Genomic DNA, 26,046 nt, shown 5'->3' on the forward strand with positions numbered 1-26,046 from the left:
TATCTATTTTAGTGCGAGGATTTTTGTGGAACTCTCTAACCGCGTTCAAACCATCAAGCCATCTCCTACTCTTGCCGTCACCGCCCGGGCTGCGAAACTCAAAGCCGAAGGTAAAGACATCATTGGATTGGGAGCGGGCGAACCCGATTTTGATACCCCTCAGCACATTAAGGATGCCGCCATTACCGCGATCAATAAAGGCCAGACCAAATACACGGCGGTGGGCGGCACACCCGGTCTGAAAAATGCCATTGTGGCGAAGTTCAAACGGGAAAATAATTTCGTGTTCGATGCCAAACAAATTCTGGTTTCCTGCGGCGGCAAACAGAGCTTTTTCAATCTGGCGTTATCGGTGATCAATCCCGGCGACGAAGTCATCATTCCGGCGCCGTATTGGGTTTCCTATCCGGATATTGTGTTAATCGCGGAAGGAAAGCCGGTTTTCATCAATACCGGCATCGAGCAGAATTTCAAGATTTCCGCGGCGCAACTGGAAGCGGCGATTACCCCGAAAACCAAAATGTTTGTTATCAATAGCCCGAGTAATCCGTCCGGAGCGGTTTACACGCTGGATGAACTGAAAGCGTTGGGGGAAGTGTTACGCAAACATCCGCAGATTCTGATCGCCACGGACGATATGTACGAACATATTCTGTTATCGGGTCAGCAATTTACCAATATCGTCAACGCCTGCCCGGATTTATTCGCTCAGACCGTGGTTCTGAATGGCGTTTCCAAGGCGTATTCGATGACGGGATGGCGTATCGGCTATTGCGGCGGACCTGCGCACATTATTACCGCAATGGAGAATATTCAATCGCAAAGCACGTCCAATCCCAGTTCGATTTCACAGGCAGCGGCTGAAGCGGCGTTGAATGGTGATCAATCCTGTATGGATCCGATGATCGCGGCGTTCAAGGAACGCAATATTTTTGTTACCGAGCAGCTGAATCAAATCAACGGTGTGCGTTGCTTGTCTTCGGATGGCGCTTTTTATGCCTTTGCGGATGCCCGCCAATCGATCGATGATCTCTACAAAAAAAATCTGATCGGTGCACCAAACGATATCGCATTTAGCGAATATCTGTTGGAAAAAGCCGGGGTCGCCGTAGTTCCCGGTTCCGCTTTCGGATGTGACGGCTACATGCGCTTGTCTTTCGCCACATCAATGGATAATTTAAAGCAAGCGCTCAGTCGCATCAAAAACCTGCTCAAATAAACCGGATTGACTTGGCAAGTTTATATTTTTTCTAGTGCAAATTAGCAAGCGCTGCTTTTTTCGTTTTTCCAGCACGCGAAGGAATATTACATAGACCGCACACATGATTGGAATGAATCTCCAGTGAGTGCACGACAAAACTGCCGTGACAATTCACACAGGGCGCTATGCACAATACGCCGCTATCCACAAACCGCACCAGGGTCCATGCGCGTGTCAAGCTTAATACTTTCTCCAGTTGATGAACCTTGATGTGCTCGGAATAGAGCCGGTAGCTCTTAATCAGCGCATCAATGCCGTCAATCCCGGTATTTTTTGTTACAAAATGATAAATGTTGATAAATAGCGAGGAATGCATATTCGGTTGCCAGCTCATGAACCAATCCTCCGAATATGGCAGCATTCCTTTGGGTGGCGATACCCCTCTGATTTCTTTATAAAGCTTAACCAGTCTTTCACGGCTCAGATCGGTATTCATTTCCAGAACCTGTAACCGGGCACCCAATTCAATTAATTCTGTCGCCAGCTGAATTTGCTTGGCTTCGGTGATAATGCTTCGATTGCGCATGATTTGCTCCCTGTTTTCGTTTATCGAACGCTATGCAATCGCTTCTGCCGGTTTTCCTGCCATTAGAATCGCGGCATGCGATTTGGTCACGGATTGGTCACGGGTATCGTTGGACAGCATATCGGCAATCAATCGATCATCAAAACGGAAACGGCACAGTAACATATTGGAAGCCGCCATTTTGATCAGCTGTGCCGAGCTCAGTTTTTCCAGTATATCAGCAATATCCTGATTAATTCCCAATCGATACATGGCGGCTACTCTGTCATCCCGCAACATCTGTTTAGCCAGCAGTAAATAACTTAAATTGATATCTCTGATTTCGTCTAGCAGTTGATTGGTTTCCATTTCATCGCCCTCTTTAATTAAAAAAATTTGAATTAAAACACCGTAACGCACAGGTGAGATTTTCAATTATGAGGCAGTGGAAGTAAATGGAAGATGGACTTAAACGAGGTTAGGTAATCTTCTCATCAGATTGTAGGAATTTTACTTACAGGAGAAACGATACATAGAATTGAATTTGAAGGCTTAGCGCCGGACGCCGTTATCAGTCAACAGACTTGGGACTCTTAACGAAGGCTATACTTCGGCAATAATCTCCGGATCTGTAGGATCGGCAATACTATCACGCGATATAGAACCGCCTATCTTAAGAATACCGGCGGAAAAGTGTTCTAAATTAGTAAAAATGCGCGATCGATTCTGTCCATCCCGCACCTGAGCTACAAAGAAACCAACGATCATTGAAACGTTCACTTCCGCTTCCCGGATTCCCGGCAAATACCACGTGGTGAATATCTTCAGGCGCGGCAATTTTTGCCGGGTTTGCCGCTTGCTTGCACTCAAAAATCAAATATAAAAGCGCAAACACAGCCTCTATATGCATTGCTGTGGGCTGGCATGATCGTTGCTCTTAGCGTGCACAGCAACGTTATTATTAACCGCAACACTTATCGATCAGGAATTCCTATGCAAAATAAATTTGAGAGCTTGGAACTCGGCCAATTCATTCCTCTGCACTACCACCACAATATGTTGAACGACACTGCCCGCATGCAAGGGTTTAAAGATGCGATCGACCTAGCCGTCAAGCCGGGCGACAAAGTCCTGGAGCTGGGAGGCGGTACCGGCGTGCAATCGTTCTTTGCCGCGCAAAAAGCACAGAAAGTTTATTGTGTCGAGCGCAACCCGGAACTGATCAGCGCCGCGCGCAATCTGCTGGCGCAAAACAGTAACGGAGACAAAGTCGAAGTGATTCAGGCCGATGCCATGCATTACCTGCCGCCGGAACCGGTCGATGTAGTAATTTGTGAAATGCTGCATACCGGTCTGCTCCGCGAAAAGCAAATGCCGGTGATTGACTCGTTCAAACAACGCTACTTGAAGAAATTTGGCGGACCATTACCTACGTTTATTCCGGAAGCGAGCATTCAAGCGATCCAACCCATGCAACACGATTTTCATTTTGCAGGTTTCTACGCGCCAACCATTCAATTCCAGAATCCTTACGCTACTCAGGAACGCAGCAAGGGTCTGGGAGATCCCGAAGTATTCCAATTGTTGGCTTATGCCGAACCGTATAGCCAAACCTGCCAATGGGACGGGGAAATTCTGATTACCGAAGACGGCCAACTGAATGCCTTGCGGCTCATCACCAAGAATTTACTGGCCATCAATATGGCAACGTGCAGCACCATCGATTGGCACACGCAATACATCGTCTTTCCGTTAGCCGAACCCATCAAAGTTTCCAGAGGCGACCAGGTTTCCATCCGCTTCAGCTACCAGGGTGGCGCACCCCTGAATGCCCTGACGGATGCATTGCAAGTCCGTCTGATAAGCCAGCAAACCCCGGTGTTGGAATTTGCTATGGAGGCAATGAATCGCTCTGCGGAATCTCGACCAAAGAACATTGAAAATGCCGGTGTAATGTAAGTTGCATTAGTAAACAATAAAAACCCGCCATATAGGCGGGGTTTAAATTACTCAACCGGATACGTTTAATCTCTGTGGGTTTAATTCCCCGCTCCTTGGGGCGGAAGAAGCTGGTTAAAAACCAGCAGATTGAAAAGCGCTGTTAATACCCGCTGCTTGCGGCAGGGTGCTTTATTAAAAGTAATATTTTTAAGCTTTCTTGTTACGCAATGAGAAGCCTATTAATCCCAATCCCGCTAACAACAGTACATAGGTTTCCGGTTCTGGAACCGGCGACAACAGCATGTTAGGTGTCGCATAGATATCATAGCCAGCAAAATCGGTTGGGAAAGCTAACCCTGGACCATAGACATAGCGACCGGCATCATCGCCGATTGAAATCAATGGATCGACCGTAAGTGTGATTGGTGGCACAGTACCAAAACGATACCCGTCGCCCGCCGTGGTATGGGCAGCCAATACATATTCAGTGCCCGCAGTGAGTGTGTATGGGCTGCTAAGAGAGACGTACCGATACTCTCCGATCAGATCCCCTGCCGTGCCACCGGGCACGGTCGCGCTAGCGAGCAATGTACCAAACAAATCATACAGTCCTACGTCGTGCGCATTGAAAAGCCCGTCCAAACCTTCATCGTGATAGCCAAGTGCGCTCAGGTCGCTAGCTGACTCGGCGGTGAATTTGAAGCCCGCGGTTACCGGTCTATCGGAACCAAAAAAACCCGATCCCGTGACGGAATAAGCCGGCGCATCAAGTGCAAGCGCTGAAGAAGCACCACATAACATTATCAAGGCGAGTGCTACTCTCCCTTTCGAGCCAGCAATAAAAGAATATTTCATGATAATTTCCTTTGAATAAATCAAATGTTGTTTATGTACTTAGGGAAATGCTGAACAAATCCCAAAGTTTGGGATTTGTTCAGCATTTCCTTAGAGTACCACGTTAAAACTTGATCAACTACAAGCCATTATTGAAGCCTGCAATCGTTATTTATCTTTCTGCTAATAAATTGCAGCTCCACAAGCAAAAATATTTCAGAGGGTAATTTTTTATACAATCCTGATTTACCAAAGAATAAAATTCGATCTATTAAAAAAATCAGCGAATTACCCTCTAGCGATTTAAACATAGCAGTAGTTTAGTCAATATAGTTTTTTTGTCATTTTCTACCAGTACATATGTACTACAAAACGCTCGGAAATCCCGTTTTGTTAATCAACTTGACACAAACCAATCTATCAACAATCCAGAACAATGAAGCCCAAGAACCGGTAAGATCAGCAAAAAGCAACGGTTAAAAACAAAAAATGGATAAAAAACTGAAATGACCCGGCACTATTTGAAATTATTCGGTATGGAAGCAGCAAAAGGCCGCTGGGTATTTGTGGCGATCGGGTTATTGATCAATGTGTGCCTGGGATCGATTTATGCCTTCAGCGTTTTCCGCAAACCGTTGGAAGCGTTGTGGGGGATTTCGTCAAGCCAGAGCGGATATCCGTTCATGGTGTTTCTGGCGGTATTTGCCGTTGCCATGCCGCTGGCGGGTAATCTGATCGAGCGCTGGGGACCGAGAATGACAGCCACACTCGGCGGTTTATTGGCGGGAACCGGGTGGATCGCGGCGAGTTTTTCCACGGATATCGCTACTTTGACACTGCTATACGGCGTCATCGGCGGAGCCGGGGTCGGTATCGTGTACGGCTGCCCGATTGCGGTCGTGGTCAAATGGTTTCCGCGCTACAGCGGGCTGGCGATTGGATTGACCGTCATGGGTTTCGGCGTATCGGCATTGCTGATCGCGCCGCTGATGAAAGCGATGATTCTGCAACCGGATATTGGGATCATGCATACGTTTCTGTACCTTGGTATCGCATTCACCATCGTCATCGCCCTGCTGGCACAGTTATTACGTTTCCCGCCGGGCGCATGGAATCCTGCCGGAAGCGGCGCGCTGACCGCCGCACCGGTACCGCCCGCTTTGAATTTAACCCGTCAAGCCATGTTAAAAACCACCCGTTTTTATGCGCTATGGGCAACGTATACGATCGGCTGCCTGGCCGGATTGATGGCCATCGGCATCGCATCGCCGTTCGGTACCGAAGTGGCGCAACTGGATGCGCCCACCGCAGCGCTTGCGGTGTCGTTGTTCGCGGTATTCAACGGACTGGGGCGGCCGCTGTTCGGCGCATTAACCGATAAGCTCGGCCCTAAGCATACCGCGATGGTTTCGTTTACCTTGATCCTAAGCGCGTCGTTGCTGCTGTTCTTTTTCGGACAAGGCAACGCCATGCTGTATCTGCTGGCATTCTGCGTACTGTGGATGTGCCTGGGCGGCTGGCTGGCGCTGGCGCCCACCGCCACCGGCATTTTCTTTGGAAAACTGCACTATGCGCAAAATTACGGACTGATGTTTACCGCCTACGGCGCCGGCGCTATTTTGGGAACGCTACTGTCCGGCAGCATCAAGGACATCACCGGCAGCTATCTGCATGCATTCGCCGTTGTCGCGGGGCTGGCGGTTCTCGGGATGCTGATCGCCGCGATGGGACTCAACGCACCGGACAAACGCACATCTTGAACTTACTGCTTAATACCACAGCGGCTCAACGCCCCGCCGCCGCTGATCTTCCTTTTCTCCCCGGTTGATAACAATTCGTTTCGTTTTAAATCTCCCCGTGATAACCTTTAACAAGGAATGATCAGGGAAAGCAATAAAATGGATAAATTGGGACTTCCGATTGTTTTGTTGGCGGCTTTATGGGGTGCCGTCAATACGACATTGAGTTTCTTTCAGTTCATCAACGCCAGACGCGACATGCTGTTCGAATTGATCGACAAGTGCGGTTATTGCCCCGAGCAATCGCTCGGGCCGGTAGCAATCTATCTGACCAATCTTCTGCCGCTTACGATCGGAAACATCATTTTTCTTTACCTGATCAGCTATGTCATCTTATCCATTCCACGCCACATGAAGATTGAAAATGAAGACGAGGCCAAACGGCTCAAGATCGCATGCAATTACATTGCGGTATTGCCTATTTTTGGTGCGCTCTCATTTTGCGGCGGCGCGGTATTCGATCTGGTGATGCTGATCCACGCCTTGAAATGAAAAAAAATCTCCTCCCGGCACTCGCGCTGCTACTGGCGGTTTTAACCTCCGGCGGCTGTGCTGTCATGGATAAAAACATTCCCGGCTGGACACAATACCGGAATCTGGACAAAACCAACGCACTGGAACTGGCATCCCGCAGCACCGGGGCCGGTGAACCGGTATTGCTGATTCATGGCTTCGGCGCAAGCAGTTATAGCTGGCGGCATGTGATTGAACCGCTGGCGCAAAAGAACCGGGTCATCACTATCGACTTGAAAGGCTTCGGCGATTCACCGAAGCCGCGCGATGATGCGTATTCCGTTTACGAACAAGCCAGGCTGGTGAGAAACTTCATTCTCGAAAACGATTTAAAGAACCTTCATATCATCGGCCATTCCTATGGCGGCGGAGTCGCATTGGCGGTATCGATCTATTTGTCGGCATCCAATCCGGGCCTGCAAAAAAGCCTGGTACTCATCGACAGCGTCGCCTACCCGCAGGAACTGCCCGGCTTCGTAAAAATACTCGCCACCCCGGTATTGGGGCCATTGATCACTTATGCCGTGCCCAATACTTTTCAGGTGAAAAATCTCTTGCAGATAGTGTATTTCAACGATGATCTGATTCCGCAAGAAGCCATCGACCACTATGCCGCCGATCTCGGCAAACCCGACGCCAAATACGCGCTGCTCACGTCGGTACGGCAAATGCTGCCAACCGATTTGCAGCAATTCGCGGAAAACTATGCGAACCTCACCATTCCCACTCTGATCATCTGGAGCCGGGAAGATGAAATCGTGCCGCTGGCCGTCGGCAAAAGGCTGCATGAAAACATACCGAATTCAAAGCTTGTCATCATGAGTGGCGTCGGTCACGCCGTGCAAGAAGAAAAGCCAGCGCTGCTGTTACCGCACTTGCGCAGCTTCCTGGAAGCCGGATCGCAACGCACGGCCATCACCCCCTGAACACCCGGCGGCCCTCATGATTCCTTATCCACCGTTAAGAGCGACCCCATCATGAGAAATATCCGAATCCTCACCATGAACATCCAGGCGCAAGCCTGGCCCGCAGGCCCGCATAGCGATGCCAAGTGGCGCGCTGAAGCGGTGGTAAAAGCGCTCGATCCCGGCAATTTCGCTTTTGACGAGCATCCCGACGTGATGGTGTTCAACGAGGCGGACAATGAAGATGCCAAAGAGATTCTGGAGAATGGACTGAAGCCTCTCTACCCGCATTACATCGTGTCGTTCAACGGCGGCAGCGGCGATCTGGACGATGGTGGACTGGCAATATTCAGCAAATTCGAGTTGCGCGAATTGCCGCCGTCGGACAACAACTTTTCCAATAACCGCAGCCGGTTTTATCCCTATCAAAGCGGTCTTTTTTACCCGATGAGCGCCGGTAATGACGGTCTGGCGGAAAAAGGCGTGGCCATCGTGCAGATCAGCACCGGCTTGCACTTTGAAGTCGTGACTATCGCTTTGACGCATTTGCAGGCGTTTTACGAGGAAGTCGGCGAACATCACACCATCCGCTTGCGCCAACTGAAAGTCATCGAAGGCGCGTTGATCGAACTCATCGGCGCGCCGGAAGACAACGGCAATTGGGATAAAGTCATCGTGCTCGGCGATTTGAATATCCGTGGCGACACACCGCCCTATTCCACCGAAGGCCACGGCGAATGGACCAATGTTTTCATCAACAACGGCGGCCCGTACAACAATGCCTCGCAAGGTATCAACTTCAGGCAAAACCAGCTGATTTTCACCGGGCAACTGATCGACGGCTGGCGCACGTTGATGACACCGCCCGGCGCTTTCATGGAAACCGATCCGGGCTTGACCAACACCAATTTGAAAGAAGGCGAGCATTTACCGGCGGGATTGAAAGAGCGGCTGGATTATATCTGCTTTCCGAAGCAGCGCACCGATGCCATCGGCGAAACGCCGCGCCGCCTGGTCGCGCAGCACATGCGGATTTTGCCGTCGAATTTTTCCGCGCTGGATATGACGTTTGAACGAATCCAAAGCGACCACAAAGGCATTCTGGCGCAAGTGCATTGGCAATTTAAGTACAACACGCCCAATCAAGCCAAACTGCAAAGCGGCTTTGTGCATTTTCAAGCGCCGGATTCACTGGTCAAAGTCAACATCGCCAACGATCTGAAAATACCGTCACCGGGCGTATTCCAGTGGATTTATATCCATGAACCGGGCACGTACACCTTCACTTACTCGCCCAATCTGGAAGCCGCTTTTTATTACGACAACGCGATGTCCACAAAAATTGCCCCGTTCAACCAAGTCAAATGGACAGACATAGGACTCGACCACGACTGGCTAAACAGTCTGCAACACGAATTCCAGCTTGCCGAAACGGGCAATCAGGTCGACGTGCACCGGCCGATGTTCATCCGCCTGAAAGCTGCTGAAAGTGACGATCAATTCACCGGCAACATCGCTTTTTCCTTCATCAAGCACACCGGGGAAAACCGCTTCCTCGCCATCGGCCTGCAACCGAATGACATTCCCAAAGACCCGCGTTTGCCGGTCGGCCAGAAAAATGGCAAAAACGACGAATGCTGGTTCCGCGCACCGCTGGCGGAACAATTATTGAGCGGCAATCCTTATCCGGTGCAGTTTTACATCCAAAACGATTTTGCCCGGAAAATCCGCCTCAGCCTGTTTGAAGGTATTGATGCCCCGGCACCTTTTGCGCAGGTCACCAACGAAGACCGGCTCACCGTGATCGACTATGATCGCGCCGCCGACATCAAGGATGTTTACATGCTGCTGGAACGCAGCCAGACCACGGACTATGAATTCCTGGCGGGCTATCGCTACAGTATTTCCTACTTGAATCACCTGGAAATCTACAGCATCGAAGACCAAAGCGGACTCGGCGCGGACGAAATCCACCTCACTATGACTGCCGACGATATGGCGACCAATTTCCTCGACTTCACCGACGAAGACTTCGACGACGACGAACGGCGCATGCTCAACTCCTATTACCCGAAAAACACCGCGTTCAACGACCGGCTCAACATCACCGTGTTCGAACTGGATAACGGCGATGACGACGACGGCCCCTTCACCGCCACGATTCCCGCGTTAAAGAAAGGTGAAAATACAAGGGAATCATCGATCATCATCGAAGCGGAAGGCGCGGAGTACCAGATCAGTTACAAGTTGAGCCGGAATCCGAATCGGTGAAGGTGGGATGCATTTTTTGATGGTTTACTGTTGGGATTCTTAATGACACCCCAACAGTGATCGTTTAAAAATTAACTAAGTTATGCTTCTTTTTTATTACGGCGTACAGCAACGTAGCCCAACAAACCAAGTCCAGCCAGTAACATCAAATAGAATTCGGGTTCGGGGACTGTGGAAACTGATTCATAAAAGAATGCCGTCCCATTGGCTGCTCCGAGACCATGTCCACCATAGTTGATCAAGAAATCACCATGACCAGTTAATGTGTCAATAGAATAAATACCTGTTCCTGCGACTCCATAGAGATGAGCATTATCATTCGTCGCCATACCGAAAACATTTCTCACCCCTATAGAACCAATATTAGTTCCAGCGCCTGTGGCTTTATCGATTTGGATCAGACTATCTGATACCGGGGAAGTGCTAGAGAGATAAAGATTACCTTTGACGAAGGCTAAGTCACCAGATGAGCCGTAGGCTACCCCACCATTGCCAATGTTAGATGCATGACCAGTTAAAGTATCGATTGAATAGAGGCTCGTATTCGCACCATAAAGTGTACCGGTAGAACTAAATACCAATGAATTAAGACTGGTGCCTAAATCCCCAATAAGGGTAGGAGCGGCAGACACTTGATTAATACTGTAAAGTTTGCTAAATGAAATACCGAAAAGATTTCCGCTAGGATCAAAAGCAATATCGGTCATCGTAATTCCCATGTCCCCCACCATGGTCACCGCACCAGTTGCGACATCAACTTTGCCTAATTTGCCAGAAGAATCATCGATCCATAATACTGGTGCGGCACTGACACTCGCAGCCATTATTAAATGAGCGACAAAAATAGTGCTGTAAAAATGAGAACATGGTTTAATCATCTTACTCTCCATTTAAATTTAAAAAATATGAAACATCCAAATGTTTGCAGCTAATTTATAAACATCTTGATTCTTACAAACAAAACACTATAAGTATTACACTTAAACTCATGAATTCTTAACTAGAGCAACAATATCACTTACAGCTATTTCGCGCAATTTCCTGTATGTTCCAATTTTTCATTAAAAAAGCTCAGTCCATTCTCATTACGATTAATTCACACTATTCCACTCAGAAATCTTTAAAAGGTACACCCTTTTATTGCAACCATCATTCGCAGATTACAAACGTCAATACTCCATGTAAATCGACATTCATGAAGATTTTAAGCGGGAATCTTGAGCCAATGATCGATAATGCCGCGATTGGCAGCGGTAACCGGATTAGAATCTTCGAAGCCAGGAGCGCAAACAACCCCGCTAAACTGCAATAATAGACTCGCGATGCAACTACAAGCGCTAAGGAAGCTTCAAGGTGAAAACATGATTACTTTATATGGCATTGAATGGTCACGGGCGAAATATGTATTGCTCACGCTGGCGGAGCTTGGTCTGGATTTCCAGCATGTCAGGATCAACCCTTTCGAGAAAGAGAAAAATGCGCCCGAGTATTTAAAGCTGAATCCGCTGGCACAGGTACCCACCCTGGTCGATGGCGATCTGGTGCTGACCGAAGCGATGGCGATCAATTTTTATCTGGCGAGAAAATACGGCGCGGGGAACCTGTGGGCGGACCGGCTGGAAGACGAAGCGCAGATCTACAAATGGAGTCTTTTTGCCGTCACTCAAATGGAAACTGCCTGTGTGGAGCTTATTCTGCACCGGAAGGTTTTCGATGCGAAAGTTAGAAATCCGGACATCGTCCAGGCGGCTGAAAAGAAACTGAAGAAACCGCTTGAGGTATTGAACAACCATCTCGCCGGTAAAGATTTCCTGGTGGCCGGCAAATTTACCGTCGCGGATATCAATATGACGGGTGTTTTGTCCTACGCGCTGGGCGGAGAATTTGATTTTTCGCCCTATCACCATGTGGCGCGGTATTTGAGTACTATTCTATCGAGACCGGCGTGCAGGAAAGCGGGGATTGCTCCCTATACCCAAGGAAACGCCGATTAATCCGCGCATCACTGATGGGCATGTAATGCCCGATACAGCTTCTTTGCTTCTTCTTCCTTCAGCGTGTCATCAATTTCACGCAGAACGCTTTGCAGGTCGATTGGTTTTTCAACACATTCAAAGTGCCCGGTCAAAACGCTTTCCGGATGAAGTTGCCCGCTTTGGTAGAGTGACCATATCTCCATGCCATAACTCGTCGTAAGCAATTCAGGCGCAAATTGACCGAAATAAACCGCCAAATTCTCGACATCGCGCAGCAGCATTTTGCACGCTTGGTTATTGGCGGCTGCATCGATCGCTTGCGGCAAATCGATGATCACAGGCCCGCTGCTGTCTACCAGCACGTTATATTCGGACAGATCGCCGTGGATAATTCCTGCGCAAAGCATGCGAACCACCTGCGTAATCAGTATGCGGTGATAGTCACGCGCTAACTCGGCAGTCAGTACAAGTTCGCTGAGCCGCGGGGCTGCGTTGCCATTGCTGCCGATGACCAGATCCATCAGCAATACGCCCTCATGAAAGTGATGCGGCTTCGGCACACGCACCCCCGCAGCAGCGAGCCGGTACAGAGCATCCACCTCGGCACTTTGCCAGGATTCTTCCTGCGCTTTGCGTCCGTACCGGGTTCCCTTTTCCATGGCGCGTGCGCGACGGCTGTTTTTCACCTTGCGGCCTTCGGTGTAATCCGTGCTTTGGCGAAAACTGCGTTTGCTGGCTTCTTTGTACACCTTCGCGCAACGTATTTCTTCTCCACAACGAACCACATAAACCGAAGCTTCCTTGCCGCTCATTAATTGACGGATAACTTCATCGATAAAGCCATCCTGGATCAAGGGCTCAATTCTTTTCGGGGTTTTCATGGGTGTAAATACTACGCTCATATTGTGAAACTCGGTGGAATGCTTTTAGCTCCCGCCTTATGCGGGTTATCGGATCGCTCGCATCTCAACCGCGGAATGCCGCTTCGATTGCGGCAATGTCGATTTTTCTCATCGTCATCATCGCATCGAATGCTCGTTTGGAGGCTGCACGGTCAGGACTGGTGAATGCTTTCGTCAGAGCAACCGGCGTAATCTGCCAAGAGATACCCCACTTGTCCTTGCACCAGCCGCACTCGCTTTCCAGGCCACCGTTGCCGATGATCGCGTTCCAATACCGATCCGTTTCACTTTGGTCTTCGGTCGCAACCTGAAACGAAAAGGCTTCACTGTGCTTGAACGCAGGCCCGCCATTAAGTCCGAGGCACGGAATGCCCATTACGGTGAACTCGACAGTCAATATGTCCCCTTCCTTACCCGATGGATAATCCCCCGGTGCGCGATGCACCGCGCCGACTGACGAATCGGGAAATGTTTCGGCGTAAAATCGCGCAGCACCCTCAGCATCGTTCTCGTACCAGAGGCAGATCGTGTTCTTTGCAATCTTGGCCATGTCATAGCTCCTTTGAGTTTAGGGAAACGCTGATTGATTCGGTGGTCGGGATCAAGCTTTGTAGAATGGATGCACGAAAGGTGATTCGTCAAATCAAAACCGGCTCTACCTATCATTCAATGTCATCATCACGCTTATTTGGCGGGATCATACGGATGTGGTGAAACACTTTCATTCGGCAGAATGCTTTTTCAGCTTCGACCTACGCGGGCTACAAGGATTACCTTCATCACAAGCAAAGTGCTGTATCGAGACACCACGGCCCCCTGCGCTCGCGGTTAGAGTATCTATTTCTCAAATCTGGAAACCTTAATAGAATAACTATACTCGCCTGTTTCGCCATCTAAATCACACAAAAGATAATTATCTGCCTTGCTTTCATTGAGTAGATACCCCCATGGAAATTGGCGTAGTCTTGTCATTTCTGCGCTGTCACAACCCATAAGGGGAACAATATTATTTAGGGAACTAATATAGATTTCACCTATACAATGAATCCCACCTATGGGTGTATCTTTATATTGAATCTCTACTAATTCCCCATTTGTCATTACAGACCATTGGCATTTACTCTCATTAATATTGTCAGTTTGTTGCAATACAACTGTTGATTGGTTTTCCTCCACGATTGCTTCTGGAGTCATTAATTGCTTAGATGGCTCGCCATTTGAGTTGAATTCAAATCTGTATATACCTTCCTTCAAATTCATGATTAAACTGTTATTTTCCAACAATCTCGCCTCGGTATAATCTGCTTCCTTTATTCCACCAGCAGCCCAATATTGACCAAAATCAGATATTGTGCCGTCAAAATATCCAAATATCTGGTACCCAACAAAATCAGTTCCGTAGGGGCTTGCAATTAAAAAATTTCCAATACTTGAGAAGCTAAGAGGAAAGCCAGAACCAACACTAAATATACCTGGGGTTTCTCGGGCTATCATCTTTACTAATGCATAACTTGGCCAAAAGCCATCCCATCTTACTTCTTTAACTATTGCATATTGCGCAGGATAACTCTGAAGATCTCTGCATCCTTTCTGCCGCTCTTTCAAGCTTGCTTCATATAGACCAATGACGAGATCTGTTTTGCTTCCGTCATTATCCAAATCAACAAGCAAAACTTCCGCAATACAAGGCAGCACATAACCAAATTCATTTTCTAAAATTCTTTTTGCAGTTCGCTCAATAAACGAAGACTTGAGAAGTAATGCTTTTCCAGCATATGACTGGAATTTCGGAACTTGTACAGCAAAAAAATCCTTTCCATCCACTAACAATCCAAACGCGGAAACTACAAAAGTAATTCCTGCAAGCCACCTCAATAATCTTTCAGTGCGAAACCTAATAAGAGATTTATGTTCTTCTTTCCTTGCATGACGGATGAAGAAACTCGATATCTTCGCAATTAATTCACTGGCTTCCATTGTTCAAATCCGAAATGACATGATGATTACCTCAAGCGTAATAACCAATCCTGTAGCATTCATTCAATCTCCTCATTCTTTTAGGGCTGTCATCACTCTAAATTTCATTGCCGAAAGATTGTAGATTCACATCCCAAAATTCCATACCCGCGCAGCATACCCCCCAACCGCTATTTCATGCAATTGACAATCAATTCTGTGACCCCCCCACCATAACCCAGCAATTCCATTGAAAAACGTTTAGAATGTGCGCCCCTTTCTTGTAACCATCATCCGCAGGTACCCGTTTTGATCACAACTGCCAATATCACCATGCAATTCGGCGCTAAGCCGCTATTCGAGAATGTTTCCGTTAAATTCGGCGGGGGTAACCGCTATGGGTTGATCGGCGCGAACGGTTGCGGTAAGTCGACGTTCATGAAGATTCTCGGCGGAGATCTGGAGCCGACGGCTGGGAATGTCTCAGTCGACAGCGGCGAGCGGGTAGGTAAGCTGCGCCAGGATCAATTTGCATTTGAAGAGTATCCGGTCATTGATGCCGTGATGATGGGACACGCGGAATTATGGCGCATCAAGCAGCAGCGCGATGCCATTTACGCCAATCCCGACGCCTCTGAGGACGATTATATGCTCGCCGCCGGACTGGAGTCGGAGTTTGCCGAGCTGGACGGTTATTCGGCGGAAGCGCGCGCCGGGGAGTTGTTGCTCGGCGTCGGCATCCCCTCTTCCCAGCATCATGGACTGATGAGCGCCATCGCTCCCGGTTACAAGCTGCGGGTGTTATTGGCGCAGGCGTTGTTTTCCAACCCGGATATTCTGCTGCTGGACGAGCCGACCAATAACCTCGATATCAATACCATCCGCTGGCTGGAAGATGTCATCAATGCCAGTAAGAACACCATCATCATCATTTCGCACGATCGGCATTTTTTGAACAGCGTGTGCACGCACATGGCTGATCTGGATTACGGCGAGCTACGCATCTATCCCGGCAACTACGACGATTACATGACCGCCTCGACGCAGGTGCGCGAGCGCATGCTGGCCAATAACGCCAAGAAAAAAGCGCAGATCGCCGATTTGCAATCGTTTGTCAGCCGTTTCTCCGCCAACGCGTCGAAAGCCCGGCAGGCCACCAGCCGTGCGCGGCAGATCGAAAAAATCAAACTCGAGGATGTCAAACCGTCCAGCCGCCAATATCCGTTTATCCGCTTTGAGTTCGACGATAGAGACAAATTGCACCGCTTGGCCGTTTCCATCCAAGCCATTAGCAAGAGCTTCCCCGGCATGGACAAGCCGCTATTCGATGGCTTGAGCCTGGACATCGAAGCGGGCGAGAAAGTCGCCATCATCGGCCCGAACGGTATCGGTAAAACTACGCTGCTGCGTTGCCTGAACGGCGATTTAATCCCCGATTCCGGTTTGATCAAATGGGCGGAAAAAGCGCGCCCCGGCTATTTCCCCCAAGACCATGCGGCCGATTTCGCGGAAGAACTGTCATTGACCGAATGGATGGATCAATGGCGGCAAGGCAGCGACGACGATCAAACGATCCGCGGCACGCTGGGCCGGTTACTGTTCTCCGGCGACGACGTGAAAAAATCCACCCGCGTGATTTCCGGCGGCGAACAAGGCCGCATGCTGTTTGGCAAGCTGCTCTTGCAGAAACCGAACGTGTTGCTGATGGACGAACCGACCAATCACCTGGACATGGAATCGATCGAATCGCTGAACAGCGCGCTGGAGAAATATAACGGCACACTGATTTTCATCTCCCACGACCGCGAATTCGTTTCCTCGCTGGCTACCCGAATTCTGGAAATGACACCGGACGGTATCAACGATTTCAAAGGTAATTATGAGGATTACTTGAGATCGCAGGGGATTGAGTAATTTAAAGCCTGCTGCAATTCCCCTTTATCTTCAATAATATCTTCACAGCAATTCTCATGTATAGCACTGAGAATTGCGCTGTCTATTTGATAGGCAAATGTGTACAATCAATGGCAATGCCCTTTGTATCCCTGTCCTGCCATTTTCCAGTTTTTTCCATGCCAGCGGTTATCGAGTGAACAGACTGTTGACACGCCGCTGAAATCTTCCGGTTAGCTTGTGTCAACCAACCTGGCGCATATTCATTTTTCTATAGAGGTTCTATGTGCTGGAGTGGTGAAGCATCTGCTGTGCTCGCGGTGGCGGGTCTTACCAGTACTGCCTATTTTTACCGGAAAGGCGAATCTGGCGTGTTGTGCGCCGCGCTTGCGTACTTTTCGTTGATGGAATTGCTGCAAGCGTATACCTATACGGTAATCGATCAGTGTACGGATCCGCGCAATCAGATTGCCACGTTTCTGGGTTACATGCATATCGCTTTCCAACCGTTTTTTGTCAATGCGGTCGCGATGCATTTCATTCCGGACAGTTTGCGCCGCCGTATTGCGCCTGCGGTTTATACCTTATGCGCCGCCGCTGCGGTAGTCTTTATGATGCGTATTTATCCATTCGATTGGATGACTTACTGTTTCGACAGAGACTACAACATGACATTTTTCACCAGCGCGAGATACACCATGCCATTCTGCGGCAAAGAGATTTGCTCGACTTCGGGCGCTTGGCATATCGCCTGGGCCATTCCCGCCAACGGCAATGTGTTCATGGGAAATGTCTACGGCTATGCCGCTTTTGTACTGCCGCTGCTGTACGGTTCCTGGAAAATGGTGGTGTACCATTTCATATCGGGACCGCTGCTGGCTTATATGACCACTGATGACATGAACGAATGGGCAGCTGTTTGGTGCCTGTATTCCATCGGCTTGCTGTTGCTGATGATTAAAACGCCAATCCGGCAATATTTGTATGTAAACAGCTGGTACGGATTGCCGCTGCCAAAATTTTTGCGTGCATCCTCGCACACTTGACACCCGCCGGGAACAGCATCATCGTATCAAACGGTAGCTGCACTCCTTCATGCAGTAACTCGCGCTGATAAAACCCCTCCGTTCCGGACGCAACTCCCCTCAATCAGAATATCAGCCTGCTTTAGCGCACCGTTTGATCCGGCGCGCTAAAGCTTTTACCTCATTGCATCGTTGTAAACAACAGGCTGTTTACGGTCTATTTTTCAATTTTGAGGGACGATTGTATGAAAAATTTTTATAAATCTGTAATGAGCATTCTACTGGTAGCCCCGATATACGCTTCGGCAGCCGTCGATCTTGTCACTAATGGCAGTTTTGAAGCCGATTTGCAAGACAATGGCTCATGGAATCTTTATTCAACTTTGCTTGGCTGGAGCGGCGCTCCGGATATCGAGCTGCGCAACAATGTCGCCGGATCCGCTTTCGATGGTTCAAATTTTATTGAATTAGACACGAATTCGAACAGTTCGATTTCCCAGTTATTGATTGGCACGCCTGGGTTGTATCAACTCAGCTTCTGGTTTTCGGCCCGCCCCGGTACCGCTAGTGACACCAACGATTTGTCGTTCACATTGGACGGCTCCGCTCCAGTCACCGTTCTGACCGGTGTCGGTGGAGGAAGCGATCATAACTGGCAAAATTATTCGGCGCTATTTAACTTTGACGGTGAGGCACTGCTGACTTTCAGCGCGGTTGGAAGAAGCGACAGCCTCGGCGGCTCACTCGATATGATCTCAATGACCAGCACGATACCTGAACCGAAAACTGTCGAGATGTTACTGGTTGGTTTTTTATTACTGAGCCTTACGCTTCGCCGCACCAGTAAAGCTTATTTCTCAAGAAATAAGCTTTAACAATCATAGCTGATTGGGATAGGTCGCGAGCCAAAAATAGAACCACCTAATTTTTGCTGCGCGACCTCGCAATCGAGAATTCTGCTGTATTCCCCCTGCCGGATTGGCTTCGTGTTTTATTCTGACCAGACTTCAAAACAACGGCTCCAGCCGTAACGCAGTATAAATCCTCTCGCGATGATCCTGGCTCACACCCGCGGCATCGGCAAAGTCACGCCAGCGGAATACCACTTCCTGCACATCATGCAGGATCGCTTTGGCTTGCCCGCGCTTCAAACCGGCTACTTTTTCAACTGCGATAAAATCAGCCAGCTCGAATCCATCCCGTTTGCCGTTCAGTGTCATTTGGTGCGAGGAAGTCCAGCGCCCGGCGGGTTGATAACTGTAGGTGACATCAAATGCGGGCGCCAATGACCAATTGCCTTGCTTATCCATCAGGAACGCGATGTTTTTGACATGATCGTCCTGGTTGCGGGCGATGACGTTGAACACCATACGGCGGAATTGCTGCTCCACGTCACGCATGGGCAAATGCAGCCGCTTGATTACTTGCACTGCTTGTTCGTAGCTGTAGGCGCCCGCCAGATTGTAATCGTAATGCGCCAAGGCGCCCAGGGACTGCATGTGCAATTTGTCACCGTTTTCGAGCCGATCGAAACGTTTGGTCATGAAATGGCGGCGTTCATTCTCTTCCAGCAAACGGCATTCGTTCATGTGGATACCGGCATCGCACGCCATCCGGTAATAGGCATACTCAATCGCACCATAGCCTTTGGGATCTTCCAACTCTTTGTCTTTATTGCCGCTGACGCCGTCAAACTTCAGCAACCAATAACCAAATCCTTCCGGTGCCTTCACCTGGCCGGAGCGCACTTCATGGGTAACAGGATTCCAGGCAATCACCGCCTTGGCACGCGCACCGCCTGCGGAAGTGCCGATCTGCAGGATCTGCTTGAGCGCAACCGCTTTTTGCGCATCATCGCCAAACGTTTCCGCCAGCTGTTGACGATGAGTGAGCACTTCCGATGCCAGCTCGACCAGTTGCGCAACTTGGATTTTCTGCGATGTGCGTGCCTTTGGGCCTTTTACCGGTAAAAATTCCAAAGCACCCATGCCACGGCTACCGGTGTAACACAACCGCTCCACCGCATTGAAGGAATCCGGCTGACGGCCTTGCGTGGCGAGCCAGGCATCGATCAAAGCATTACCGAACTTGTCCGGCAGCGAATCGGCCAATAAGCCGGGCAAGCCGTGAAAGGTATTCCATTCCAACGCCGGAAAGCGATACACCGTGCTGGCCAGCGGCATCGTCAGCGGCGCAATCTCGATGCCGCTACGGGTAAACTGACTGTCGTATTCAAAGCTCGCTACCGTATCGCCATCCACCAATGCCACGGCACCGATGGTGCGCCCCCACAGCTTCACTTCAGCAACCGTGCTCATGATCTCAAGTCATCGCTTAGGATGATGATTCCCCCCACGTCCAGGGTTTCTCACCAGTTTTGATCGTTGATGTCGCACGGCGGCTACTCGTCCGTTGCCGCCCTTTTCCGGTCTGTTTTTCTTTTAATAATGCCATCGGACTTGGGCCGGATTCCGGCAGCCATCGATCCAATCCATCCATCAAATCCAAGACACGGCACAAACGGATCAACGTCACCCATTGCACGGACTCTCCGGCTTCAACCCGCTCCACCGTGCGCTTCGAAACTCCGGCTTCCGCCGCCAAGGCAGCTTGTGATAACAACCGCGCGACGCGACGCTGCGCCAGACGTGCACCCAATTCAGCCAGGATAGCCTCGTCGGACAGTTGATTATTTATCATCATATTCGTCATTTATGTCGACTTAATGCGATTAATATACAATATATCGTCAACTATGGCGAATTAATTTGTCCTTACACGATAAAGTACTTATGGGAATTTTATTTGATCACCGGTCGATTGTAATGCTATCACTGGCTTTCTTATTGACGACGCATAGAATATGAAACAATAAAAAACCCCGCTGTCGTTAGCAGCGAGGTTTTTGTTTACCGGATAGAGAAATTAGCTATTTCTTAATCGGCGGCCGGCAAAACCGATAATACCCAGACCCGCCAGCAACATTGCATAAATCTCAGGTTCAGGAACCGGCACACTATATTCGACAATATAGGCAATCCCTGCATCCGGACGATCATTCCACAAACCACCGCCCCATGGATTGTTGTAAACCGCAAAATCCTCGTTTCCGGAATTATTAGGCTCACCCGGCCCCCAATTGGTATATGTCAGCAGCTGGCCTACTTCCGGACCGCTCACCCAGCGCCATTCGCCTTCCACGACCACATCGCTGGCGCCTAGCCAAGTTGCACCACCACCTGTCAACGTATGAACAAAGGTATTCTCGTCAGCCGATGTAACGGTAACCAGATGGCCACCCAAGCCTAGATACGTACGTGTTGCCGCTTCAGCGGTCGCATCGCCAAAACTCAACGGAGTAGACACCAGTTCATACCAATGACCATTCCCAGCCCATTGCACAGGCGCTGCCACGGCACCGGTCGCTGCAAAAAATCCCAGCGATAAAAAAATTGTTTTTAGTTTCATTTTAACTCCCAATTTTTAAAAATATGATTGATCAGACAGGGTATTGGGCGCACCCATCGATCCGCATAGATCTCAGGATAAGTTAATCCACGCCACATCCCGGCAATATCCGGAAAGCCCTGTGTCTAATCGTTATTTATCACTTACATGCATATGGAAAAATTTCCTCCATACAATTATAAGTTTAACTTTTAGCTAACCGGCTTGATCATTCATTTGTCCTAAGAAAATACTAATTTTGTCCTATTTATATTTCATTTCTTAGAGCATATACAAAATTATACAAATCAATCAAATTGTTGATTTAAAGCTACTCGACAATTACCGGTATTTGAATTTCGATCAATTTAACAGTGTCGTTTCCAAAAAATAACTACAACCGTTGTTTGATGCAATTGGGAATACTTCCCGATTTTCTGTTGGCTGTATGAGCCGATTTTATTTTTCTTGATTCTAGACCTAATCCCTTTGTGTTTGAACTTGATAAATCATGATTAAAAAAGCGCTCTCGTGGTGCTTTCTTTGAAGATCTATTTTATCGATTGAAGGTGTTTAGCCATTTCTTCCGTCTCTTAATGGTAAATTTATCAGCCAGTAAAAAGTAAAAGAATTCTTCATAGTGTGGAATTACCATTGAAGCAATCTTGTTTTCTGTTTCATAGGCAATAGCTTTGTGGGCCATTGCTTCAAGTAGGAAATGAATAGGCTTTAGTATTTCAACGAATCGCCAGATGATCAGTGGTGCGCTTTTTTCAATGACATATTGGCGGTACAAGCAATCAAACACCATCAGTGGATGACCATACTCATCAAGGTGAGAAGTAAATCCGTTGAAGCGACCTTCTTTGTCCATCTTATACATCAGATTCATAGCTGATTTCTCTCGTATCTGATGAGGGGTATACTCTTCGTAGATAGAGCTAGCAAGATGAGGCCACTTGTCTAACGGGCTTCTATCCATCTTTGCTTCACAGACTTCATTCAGGTTGAAGTAGCGTGACCCAACACCATATTCAGTAAAAAAATCAATCAGGGCTTCATCATTGTCAGTTCTTGTAGCTGTGTGTGCATTAGGATGCCGATATATCGGCATCAGCTTTAGAGACTCGCTGTAGAGAGTTCTGATGTCGTGGCCGAATTGACTCTTTAGTTGTTTGACTGTGGGTGTCAGATAGTTGTTGGAAAGCATGTAATGCGTAACAACAGCCAGCTTCAGAATTCTCTCCATCCCAATTGAGATATGGAAGAATGCGGAATAGAAATAACCATCTTTGTCTTGAAAGAAATTAGCTTTTATAAGTAAATCAAAGCCAGAAAGAAGAGTGTTTTTTGCTAAATGTGCTTCTTGAGCAAGCAAACTGAATTTCTTATCAAAACCAATTTGGTTCATGTATGGAAATAATAAAAACCAGAGTCAGATACCGAATCGTAATTCACCCGAAACATAAATCTTCTCACTATCTTACAATTAGCTATTACTCAATAACCACCTTCTGCACCAACATCGGCCAAGTCCCTTTCTCAATCGCTTGCCGCCCATCAAACACCAGATAACTTTGCCGTCCGTAGTGCGGCAGCGGGCGGATTAGCGCTTCGAGCGATGCGGCGTCTTGCGCGGAGATGATGGCGAGCGATGCGCCATCAGCGCGTGCCAATGTCCAGACTTGTGCAGTGCCTTTTTTACCGGTTTCATCCGGCCGGGCGGGCAGCTGTTTGGCGGCGAGCCAGGCATCGATCTCCGCTTGCAAGCCGATTACCAGCGTCGGTGCAGCGGAAAGCGGATCGTCCGGTGCGATTATTTCAAGCTTGCGGTCTTGCAATTTACTGGCAAGCGCCTCGGCAATTTTGCGGACTTCAGGTTGATCGGACAATAACACCGTCTGCGTGGCGGCGTTGACCATCACTTCGCGCAGAATCGGCGGTGCTTCTCCGGGCGCCAAGTGCCGGAACAGACGCAGATCGGGATCGAGTGAAACGGTTAGCGGTTTGTCCGTCAATTTCAGCGTGAATGTCTGCTGCGCTTGCTGCACATCGAGACGGTGGATTGTGCTGCCTTGCTGCGTTTCGATTGCCACCGGAACTTGTAGCTGATACGCCGGTTCGGATTGTTTCAGCGTAATCGACAATTCATACCCGGAACCCGTCACCGCGTTTCTCACCTCAGTCAGTTCGATTGCGGGCGCACCGCTGCGATTCAGCCATTGCGTAAAGAAAGGCCCGAGCGACTGCCCGGAAGTGAATTCAAACATTTTTTGTACATCCAGCCAAGATGTCATTCTAAAGCGCTGCACCTTCCATAGCCCCTGGATGCCGCGCTGAAAAATCATCTCACCCAGATGATCGCGCAACATGAAGAAGAACATCGCGGCTTTGTTGTAACCGACAATCTTCGACGCGCCATGCGTGCGCGAGGTAAAAGCCGTCAGCGGCACATCCTGCCCCGGCTGCAACGCGGCGAAATCGCGCAGCCAGCTCAAGCGCATGTCGCGCGCGGCGGCATCGCCTTCCTGTTCTTTGTACGCATAATCGGCCATGAACGTGGTCAATCCTTCGGACCAGTTGCCGGTCTTGTAATCCGGATAAACGCCATTGCCCCACCAGTTGTGCAGCACTTCATGACCGAGCGAAGTATTGCGGATGAACGGCAATTGCAGCACATCGACACCGAGATAAGTCAGCGTCGGCATGCCGAAACCGGTCGGTGTGGGACTCGATACGACGCTGAATTCCGTATAGGGATACTCGCCGATCGAGGACTCATACAGATCCAGATAGCGTTTCACGGCGTCGAGATAATCCTTCGACAAACCGCTGATCTGCGGATGAAAGTAGGTGCGTAATTGAATCGGCTTGCGATTGATATTTTGATGCGTCTGCGTTTCGATCGCATACGGACCCGCCATCAAATCGATTCCTTCGGCGGGTTGGGAAAATTCAAACACCGCTTGGTAGTTTTGCGGCGATTCCTGTTCTTCAATCAAACGGCCCGCCACCAAGCCTTTCTGGCCGGACGGCAATTCGATACTGACTTTATAGCGCACCAGCTGCCCGGCAACGCGCGGATACCAATCCGAGCTATCCGGCAGGAAAGTACCGGCTTCACCGCTGACAGCAATCGGCCTGCCCAGCGTTTGCTGGTGATCGAGCGAAGTGTCCAGCGGCGCCAGTACGCCTTTCCAGCGAATCAGAAATTGGACTCGATGTCTGAAAAGAAACGGGATGTTCCAAATATGCGGTTGATTGGCTTGCTCGCGGCCAACCCCCATCGGCCCGTCATTAGAATCCGCCTGAATTACTTCATACCCGGCACCCAGCACCAATTGCAATTCTCTCGGGTTATCGACGGTAATGAGGCTTTTCCCTTCAATCGTGCGATTAACCGGGTCGATTTTCACGGTGATGTCATACTCGACATCATTGTGTTTGATCGGCGCAGGCGCTGAAAACGCAGGTTGAGCAACAAGGCCGGTGAGTAGCAGAAAAAAACAAGTTCTGAGGAAAGTGAAAGTAGTCATAGCTATCTAAAAAGAATTAATGCTGCAATGCCGGAAATTTGGCGATGATCAGCATTTCCTGCTCGTCTCGTTTGATTTTGAGCGGCAGCCAGGTTCCCGGCGCTTGGCGTTTTACGATGGCGGTCACGTCTTCCAGCACTTTAACCGGTACACCGGCCATTTCCAGAATCACGTCGGAATCCTGCAACTTGGCGGCATCGGCAATGCTGTTTTTTTCCACTTGCAGTATCACCGCACCGCCCCTGCCCATTTCATAGCGGATACCGAGACGCTGGAACTGCGGCCGGAAAGATTCGGCAATATGCGGCAACACGCCGAATACCGCATCGGCCACCCCGGCAACCAGATTCTTGCAGGATTTATCGCTATCCCACGGCAGCAATCCGGCAACGGATTTGATGCCCAAGTCGTGCAATTGATGCGGCACGCCAAAACCATGTAGCACGTGACCCGTGCCCATGACACCGACCACCAGCGGTTTCTCCGCGCCACCGGATTGCGTCACGGCTTGTTGCAGAATTTGCGCCATGGCGCGGTCCCACAATTGCTGTCCGCCAATGAAGCGGCGGAAATCCGGATCGTCCTGCGTGGTTTCATTTTTATGTTTACGGTCGTGCTGTTTATAGATCGGCAGCAAAAAATCGACGTACGCCTGACTGGGTTCCGCCGGGCGCGTCAAGCCTTCGCGCTCTTCCACCGGAACACCGTAAAAACCCTTTTCCGCCACTTGGCGGCGCAGGCTGGTTTCGATATTCAGCGCCAGCATCGGAATGCGATTCATACGGGCAAAATGAAACAGAGGCAAATACAGGTTGGCATCGGTATTCCACACCTGATCCCATTCCGCCGCGCGCAGAAATTCTTTTTCGCTCAACTCACCGGCAATCCATTTATCCAGCGCGGCTTGCACGCGGCGCGGAAACATTTCAAAACCGATCACCATATTCGGGCGCTGCGCGTGCAAAGCCACCAGCGTTTGCAATTGCCAGCGGTGATGATCGGCGTTGACATGCGTTTCACCCAGCAGCACCACCGAGGCTTTGGCGGCGCGCGCGATGACTTCCTGTTGCGAGGTTTTGCCGGATCCGGGAACAATCCAATCCCCCAGCGGCACGCAGTTATTCGGCACCGGCTTCTTTGCCGGGGTAATCACCGCAGCCGCAGGATGCATGGCCAGGCTCAGCAGCAAAAAGGTCAGGCACATAAAGCTGTTGCGTCGGGTTATCTTGAAATTTGTCATGTTATTCATTCTTTTAAAGGTTCAATTGATCACAACGGACTC

The 26,046-nt window shown here is 49.3% G+C and carries 24 protein-coding genes; 10 read left to right on the plus strand and 14 right to left on the minus strand.

Annotated features, from left to right (window positions below; translation table 11 throughout):
* Window positions 1-25: 25 nt before the first annotated feature.
* A complete protein-coding gene (locus tag ABD07_RS09175; RefSeq protein WP_160818033.1) occupies window positions 26-1,219 on the plus strand; it encodes an aminotransferase class I/II-fold pyridoxal phosphate-dependent enzyme in 1,194 nt (397 codons plus the stop codon).
* A 31-nt stretch (window positions 1,220-1,250) separates the two neighbouring features.
* Here ABD07_RS09175 and flhC read toward each other — a convergent pair whose 3' ends face one another.
* The 3 genes from flhC to ABD07_RS09190 all read right to left on the minus strand — a co-directional run bounded on the left by flhC (window position 1,251) and on the right by ABD07_RS09190 (window position 2,636).
* Window positions 1,251-1,787 (minus strand): flagellar transcriptional regulator FlhC, encoded by a 537-nt coding sequence (gene flhC, locus ABD07_RS09180; protein WP_108699728.1) that lies wholly within the window; start codon window positions 1,785-1,787, stop codon window positions 1,251-1,253.
* A 30-nt stretch (window positions 1,788-1,817) separates the two neighbouring features.
* The gene (gene flhD, locus ABD07_RS09185) at window positions 1,818-2,135 is read right to left on the minus strand and encodes a flagellar transcriptional regulator FlhD (protein WP_108699731.1); all 318 of its coding nucleotides are present in this window, start codon (window positions 2,133-2,135) and stop codon (window positions 1,818-1,820) included.
* A 234-nt stretch (window positions 2,136-2,369) separates the two neighbouring features.
* Complete coding sequence (locus ABD07_RS09190; RefSeq protein ID WP_160818034.1) at window positions 2,370-2,636, minus strand: hypothetical protein; 267 nt, start codon at window positions 2,634-2,636, stop codon at window positions 2,370-2,372.
* A gap of 123 nt (window positions 2,637-2,759) precedes the next feature.
* Here ABD07_RS09190 and ABD07_RS09195 point away from each other — a divergent pair, with 123 nt between their 5' ends.
* Entirely contained in the window at window positions 2,760-3,725 is a 966-nt protein-coding gene (locus ABD07_RS09195; protein WP_160818035.1) for a class I SAM-dependent methyltransferase, read from the plus strand.
* Between the two features lie 189 nt (window positions 3,726-3,914).
* Here the strand turns inward: ABD07_RS09195 and ABD07_RS14720 are convergent, their stop codons facing one another.
* Window positions 3,915-4,562 carry a DUF4082 domain-containing protein gene (locus ABD07_RS14720; RefSeq protein WP_193566054.1) on the minus strand — a complete coding sequence of 216 codons (648 nt, stop codon included), beginning with the start codon at window positions 4,560-4,562 and terminating at the stop codon, window positions 3,915-3,917.
* 485 nt (window positions 4,563-5,047) lie between these two features.
* On the opposite strand from ABD07_RS14720, the gene ABD07_RS09205 reads away from it, so the two are divergent.
* The 4 genes from ABD07_RS09205 (at window position 5,048) to ABD07_RS09220 (ending at window position 10,029) form a co-directional block, all read left to right on the plus strand.
* Complete coding sequence (locus ABD07_RS09205; protein ID WP_160818036.1) at window positions 5,048-6,301, plus strand: L-lactate MFS transporter; 1,254 nt, start codon at window positions 5,048-5,050, stop codon at window positions 6,299-6,301.
* Window positions 6,302-6,439: 138 nt separating this feature from the next.
* A complete protein-coding gene (locus ABD07_RS09210) occupies window positions 6,440-6,832 on the plus strand; it encodes a hypothetical protein (RefSeq protein WP_160818037.1) in 393 nt (130 codons plus the stop codon).
* The gene (locus tag ABD07_RS09215; protein ID WP_160818038.1) at window positions 6,829-7,779 is read left to right on the plus strand and encodes an alpha/beta fold hydrolase; all 951 of its coding nucleotides are present in this window, start codon (window positions 6,829-6,831) and stop codon (window positions 7,777-7,779) included. The genes ABD07_RS09210 and ABD07_RS09215 overlap by 4 nt, the downstream gene beginning before the upstream one ends.
* 51 nt (window positions 7,780-7,830) lie before the next feature.
* On the plus strand, window positions 7,831-10,029 hold the full coding sequence (locus ABD07_RS09220) for an endonuclease/exonuclease/phosphatase family protein (RefSeq protein ID WP_160818039.1): 2,199 nt from the start codon (window positions 7,831-7,833) through the stop codon (window positions 10,027-10,029).
* Between the two features lie 80 nt (window positions 10,030-10,109).
* Here the strand turns inward: ABD07_RS09220 and ABD07_RS09225 are convergent, their stop codons facing one another.
* Window positions 10,110-10,907, minus strand: a complete 798-nt coding sequence (locus ABD07_RS09225) for a PEP-CTERM sorting domain-containing protein (RefSeq protein ID WP_160818040.1) — start codon at window positions 10,905-10,907, stop codon at window positions 10,110-10,112.
* A gap of 483 nt (window positions 10,908-11,390) precedes the next feature.
* Between ABD07_RS09225 and ABD07_RS09230 the strand changes: the two genes are divergently transcribed.
* Window positions 11,391-12,023, plus strand: coding sequence for a glutathione S-transferase family protein (locus ABD07_RS09230; protein ID WP_160818041.1), 633 nt, complete (start codon window positions 11,391-11,393; stop codon window positions 12,021-12,023).
* 8 nt (window positions 12,024-12,031) lie between these two features.
* On the opposite strand, the gene ABD07_RS09235 is transcribed toward ABD07_RS09230, so the two are convergent.
* The 3 genes from ABD07_RS09235 to ABD07_RS09245 form a co-directional block, all read right to left on the minus strand.
* Window positions 12,032-12,886 (minus strand): PA4780 family RIO1-like protein kinase, encoded by an 855-nt coding sequence (locus ABD07_RS09235; protein ID WP_160818060.1) that lies wholly within the window; start codon window positions 12,884-12,886, stop codon window positions 12,032-12,034.
* Between the two features lie 85 nt (window positions 12,887-12,971).
* Entirely contained in the window at window positions 12,972-13,457 is a 486-nt protein-coding gene (locus ABD07_RS09240) for a VOC family protein (RefSeq protein WP_160818042.1), read from the minus strand.
* 287 nt (window positions 13,458-13,744) lie between these two features.
* On the minus strand, window positions 13,745-14,884 hold the full coding sequence (locus ABD07_RS09245) for a hypothetical protein (RefSeq protein ID WP_160818043.1): 1,140 nt from the start codon (window positions 14,882-14,884) through the stop codon (window positions 13,745-13,747).
* A 288-nt stretch (window positions 14,885-15,172) separates the two neighbouring features.
* On the opposite strand from ABD07_RS09245, the gene ABD07_RS09250 reads away from it, so the two are divergent.
* From ABD07_RS09250 to ABD07_RS09260, 3 genes are all read left to right on the plus strand, one after another.
* Window positions 15,173-16,777, plus strand: coding sequence for an ABC-F family ATPase (locus ABD07_RS09250; protein ID WP_160818044.1), 1,605 nt, complete (start codon window positions 15,173-15,175; stop codon window positions 16,775-16,777).
* Window positions 16,778-17,040: 263 nt separating this feature from the next.
* A complete protein-coding gene (locus ABD07_RS09255) occupies window positions 17,041-17,802 on the plus strand; it encodes a DUF5765 domain-containing protein (protein WP_160818045.1) in 762 nt (253 codons plus the stop codon).
* Window positions 17,803-18,026: 224 nt separating this feature from the next.
* Window positions 18,027-18,656, plus strand: a complete 630-nt coding sequence (locus ABD07_RS09260; RefSeq protein ID WP_160818046.1) for a carbohydrate binding domain-containing protein — start codon at window positions 18,027-18,029, stop codon at window positions 18,654-18,656.
* Window positions 18,657-18,788: 132 nt separating this feature from the next.
* Here ABD07_RS09260 and ABD07_RS09265 read toward each other — a convergent pair whose 3' ends face one another.
* The 6 genes from ABD07_RS09265 to ABD07_RS09290 all read right to left on the minus strand — a co-directional run bounded on the left by ABD07_RS09265 (window position 18,789) and on the right by ABD07_RS09290 (window position 26,004).
* Complete coding sequence (locus ABD07_RS09265) at window positions 18,789-20,099, minus strand: type II toxin-antitoxin system HipA family toxin (protein WP_160818047.1); 1,311 nt, start codon at window positions 20,097-20,099, stop codon at window positions 18,789-18,791.
* Window positions 20,100-20,115: 16 nt separating this feature from the next.
* Window positions 20,116-20,484 carry a helix-turn-helix transcriptional regulator gene (locus ABD07_RS09270; RefSeq protein WP_240142498.1) on the minus strand — a complete coding sequence of 123 codons (369 nt, stop codon included), beginning with the start codon at window positions 20,482-20,484 and terminating at the stop codon, window positions 20,116-20,118.
* 222 nt (window positions 20,485-20,706) lie between these two features.
* Window positions 20,707-21,249, minus strand: coding sequence for a lectin-like protein (locus tag ABD07_RS15015; RefSeq protein ID WP_160818061.1), 543 nt, complete (start codon window positions 21,247-21,249; stop codon window positions 20,707-20,709).
* A gap of 535 nt (window positions 21,250-21,784) precedes the next feature.
* Entirely contained in the window at window positions 21,785-22,606 is an 822-nt protein-coding gene (locus ABD07_RS09280; protein WP_205010680.1) for a hypothetical protein, read from the minus strand.
* Between the two features lie 118 nt (window positions 22,607-22,724).
* Window positions 22,725-24,764 (minus strand): M1 family metallopeptidase, encoded by a 2,040-nt coding sequence (locus ABD07_RS09285; protein WP_160818050.1) that lies wholly within the window; start codon window positions 24,762-24,764, stop codon window positions 22,725-22,727.
* Between the two features lie 16 nt (window positions 24,765-24,780).
* Window positions 24,781-26,004: a ChaN family lipoprotein gene (locus tag ABD07_RS09290; RefSeq protein ID WP_160818051.1), complete on the minus strand. Its 1,224-nt coding sequence runs from the start codon at window positions 26,002-26,004 to the stop codon at window positions 24,781-24,783.
* Between the last annotated feature and the right edge of the window lie 42 nt (window positions 26,005-26,046).

It is taken from the genome of Nitrosomonas oligotropha, assembly GCF_009833085.1.
GTDB classification, from domain to species: domain Bacteria; phylum Pseudomonadota; class Gammaproteobacteria; order Burkholderiales; family Nitrosomonadaceae; genus Nitrosomonas; species Nitrosomonas oligotropha.

Excerpts from the sequence above, each read along its gene's own strand:
- flhC (WP_108699728.1), bottom strand. The coding sequence starts at position 1,787 with ATGCGCAATCGAAGCATTATCACCGAAGCCAAGCAAATTCAGCTGGCG.
- flhD (WP_108699731.1), bottom strand. The coding sequence starts at position 2,135 with ATGGAAACCAATCAACTGCTAGACGAAATCAGAGATATCAATTTAAGT.
- ABD07_RS09195 (WP_160818035.1), top strand. The coding sequence starts at position 2,760 with ATGCAAAATAAATTTGAGAGCTTGGAACTCGGCCAATTCATTCCTCTG.
- ABD07_RS14720 (WP_193566054.1), bottom strand. The coding sequence starts at position 4,562 with ATGAAATATTCTTTTATTGCTGGCTCGAAAGGGAGAGTAGCACTCGCC.
- ABD07_RS09205 (WP_160818036.1), top strand. The coding sequence starts at position 5,048 with ATGACCCGGCACTATTTGAAATTATTCGGTATGGAAGCAGCAAAAGGC.
- ABD07_RS09210 (WP_160818037.1), top strand. The coding sequence starts at position 6,440 with ATGGATAAATTGGGACTTCCGATTGTTTTGTTGGCGGCTTTATGGGGT.
- ABD07_RS09215 (WP_160818038.1), top strand. The coding sequence starts at position 6,829 with ATGAAAAAAAATCTCCTCCCGGCACTCGCGCTGCTACTGGCGGTTTTA.
- ABD07_RS09220 (WP_160818039.1), top strand. The coding sequence starts at position 7,831 with ATGAGAAATATCCGAATCCTCACCATGAACATCCAGGCGCAAGCCTGG.
- ABD07_RS09225 (WP_160818040.1), bottom strand. The coding sequence starts at position 10,907 with ATGATTAAACCATGTTCTCATTTTTACAGCACTATTTTTGTCGCTCAT.
- ABD07_RS09230 (WP_160818041.1), top strand. The coding sequence starts at position 11,391 with ATGATTACTTTATATGGCATTGAATGGTCACGGGCGAAATATGTATTG.
- ABD07_RS09235 (WP_160818060.1), bottom strand. The coding sequence starts at position 12,886 with ATGAAAACCCCGAAAAGAATTGAGCCCTTGATCCAGGATGGCTTTATC.
- ABD07_RS09240 (WP_160818042.1), bottom strand. The coding sequence starts at position 13,457 with ATGGCCAAGATTGCAAAGAACACGATCTGCCTCTGGTACGAGAACGAT.
- ABD07_RS09245 (WP_160818043.1), bottom strand. The coding sequence starts at position 14,884 with ATGGAAGCCAGTGAATTAATTGCGAAGATATCGAGTTTCTTCATCCGT.
- ABD07_RS09255 (WP_160818045.1), top strand. The coding sequence starts at position 17,041 with ATGTGCTGGAGTGGTGAAGCATCTGCTGTGCTCGCGGTGGCGGGTCTT.
- ABD07_RS09260 (WP_160818046.1), top strand. The coding sequence starts at position 18,027 with ATGAAAAATTTTTATAAATCTGTAATGAGCATTCTACTGGTAGCCCCG.
- ABD07_RS09265 (WP_160818047.1), bottom strand. The coding sequence starts at position 20,099 with ATGAGCACGGTTGCTGAAGTGAAGCTGTGGGGGCGCACCATCGGTGCC.
- ABD07_RS09270 (WP_240142498.1), bottom strand. The coding sequence starts at position 20,484 with ATGATGATAAATAATCAACTGTCCGACGAGGCTATCCTGGCTGAATTG.
- ABD07_RS15015 (WP_160818061.1), bottom strand. The coding sequence starts at position 21,249 with ATGAAACTAAAAACAATTTTTTTATCGCTGGGATTTTTTGCAGCGACC.
- ABD07_RS09285 (WP_160818050.1), bottom strand. The coding sequence starts at position 24,764 with ATGACTACTTTCACTTTCCTCAGAACTTGTTTTTTTCTGCTACTCACC.
- ABD07_RS09290 (WP_160818051.1), bottom strand. The coding sequence starts at position 26,004 with ATGACAAATTTCAAGATAACCCGACGCAACAGCTTTATGTGCCTGACC.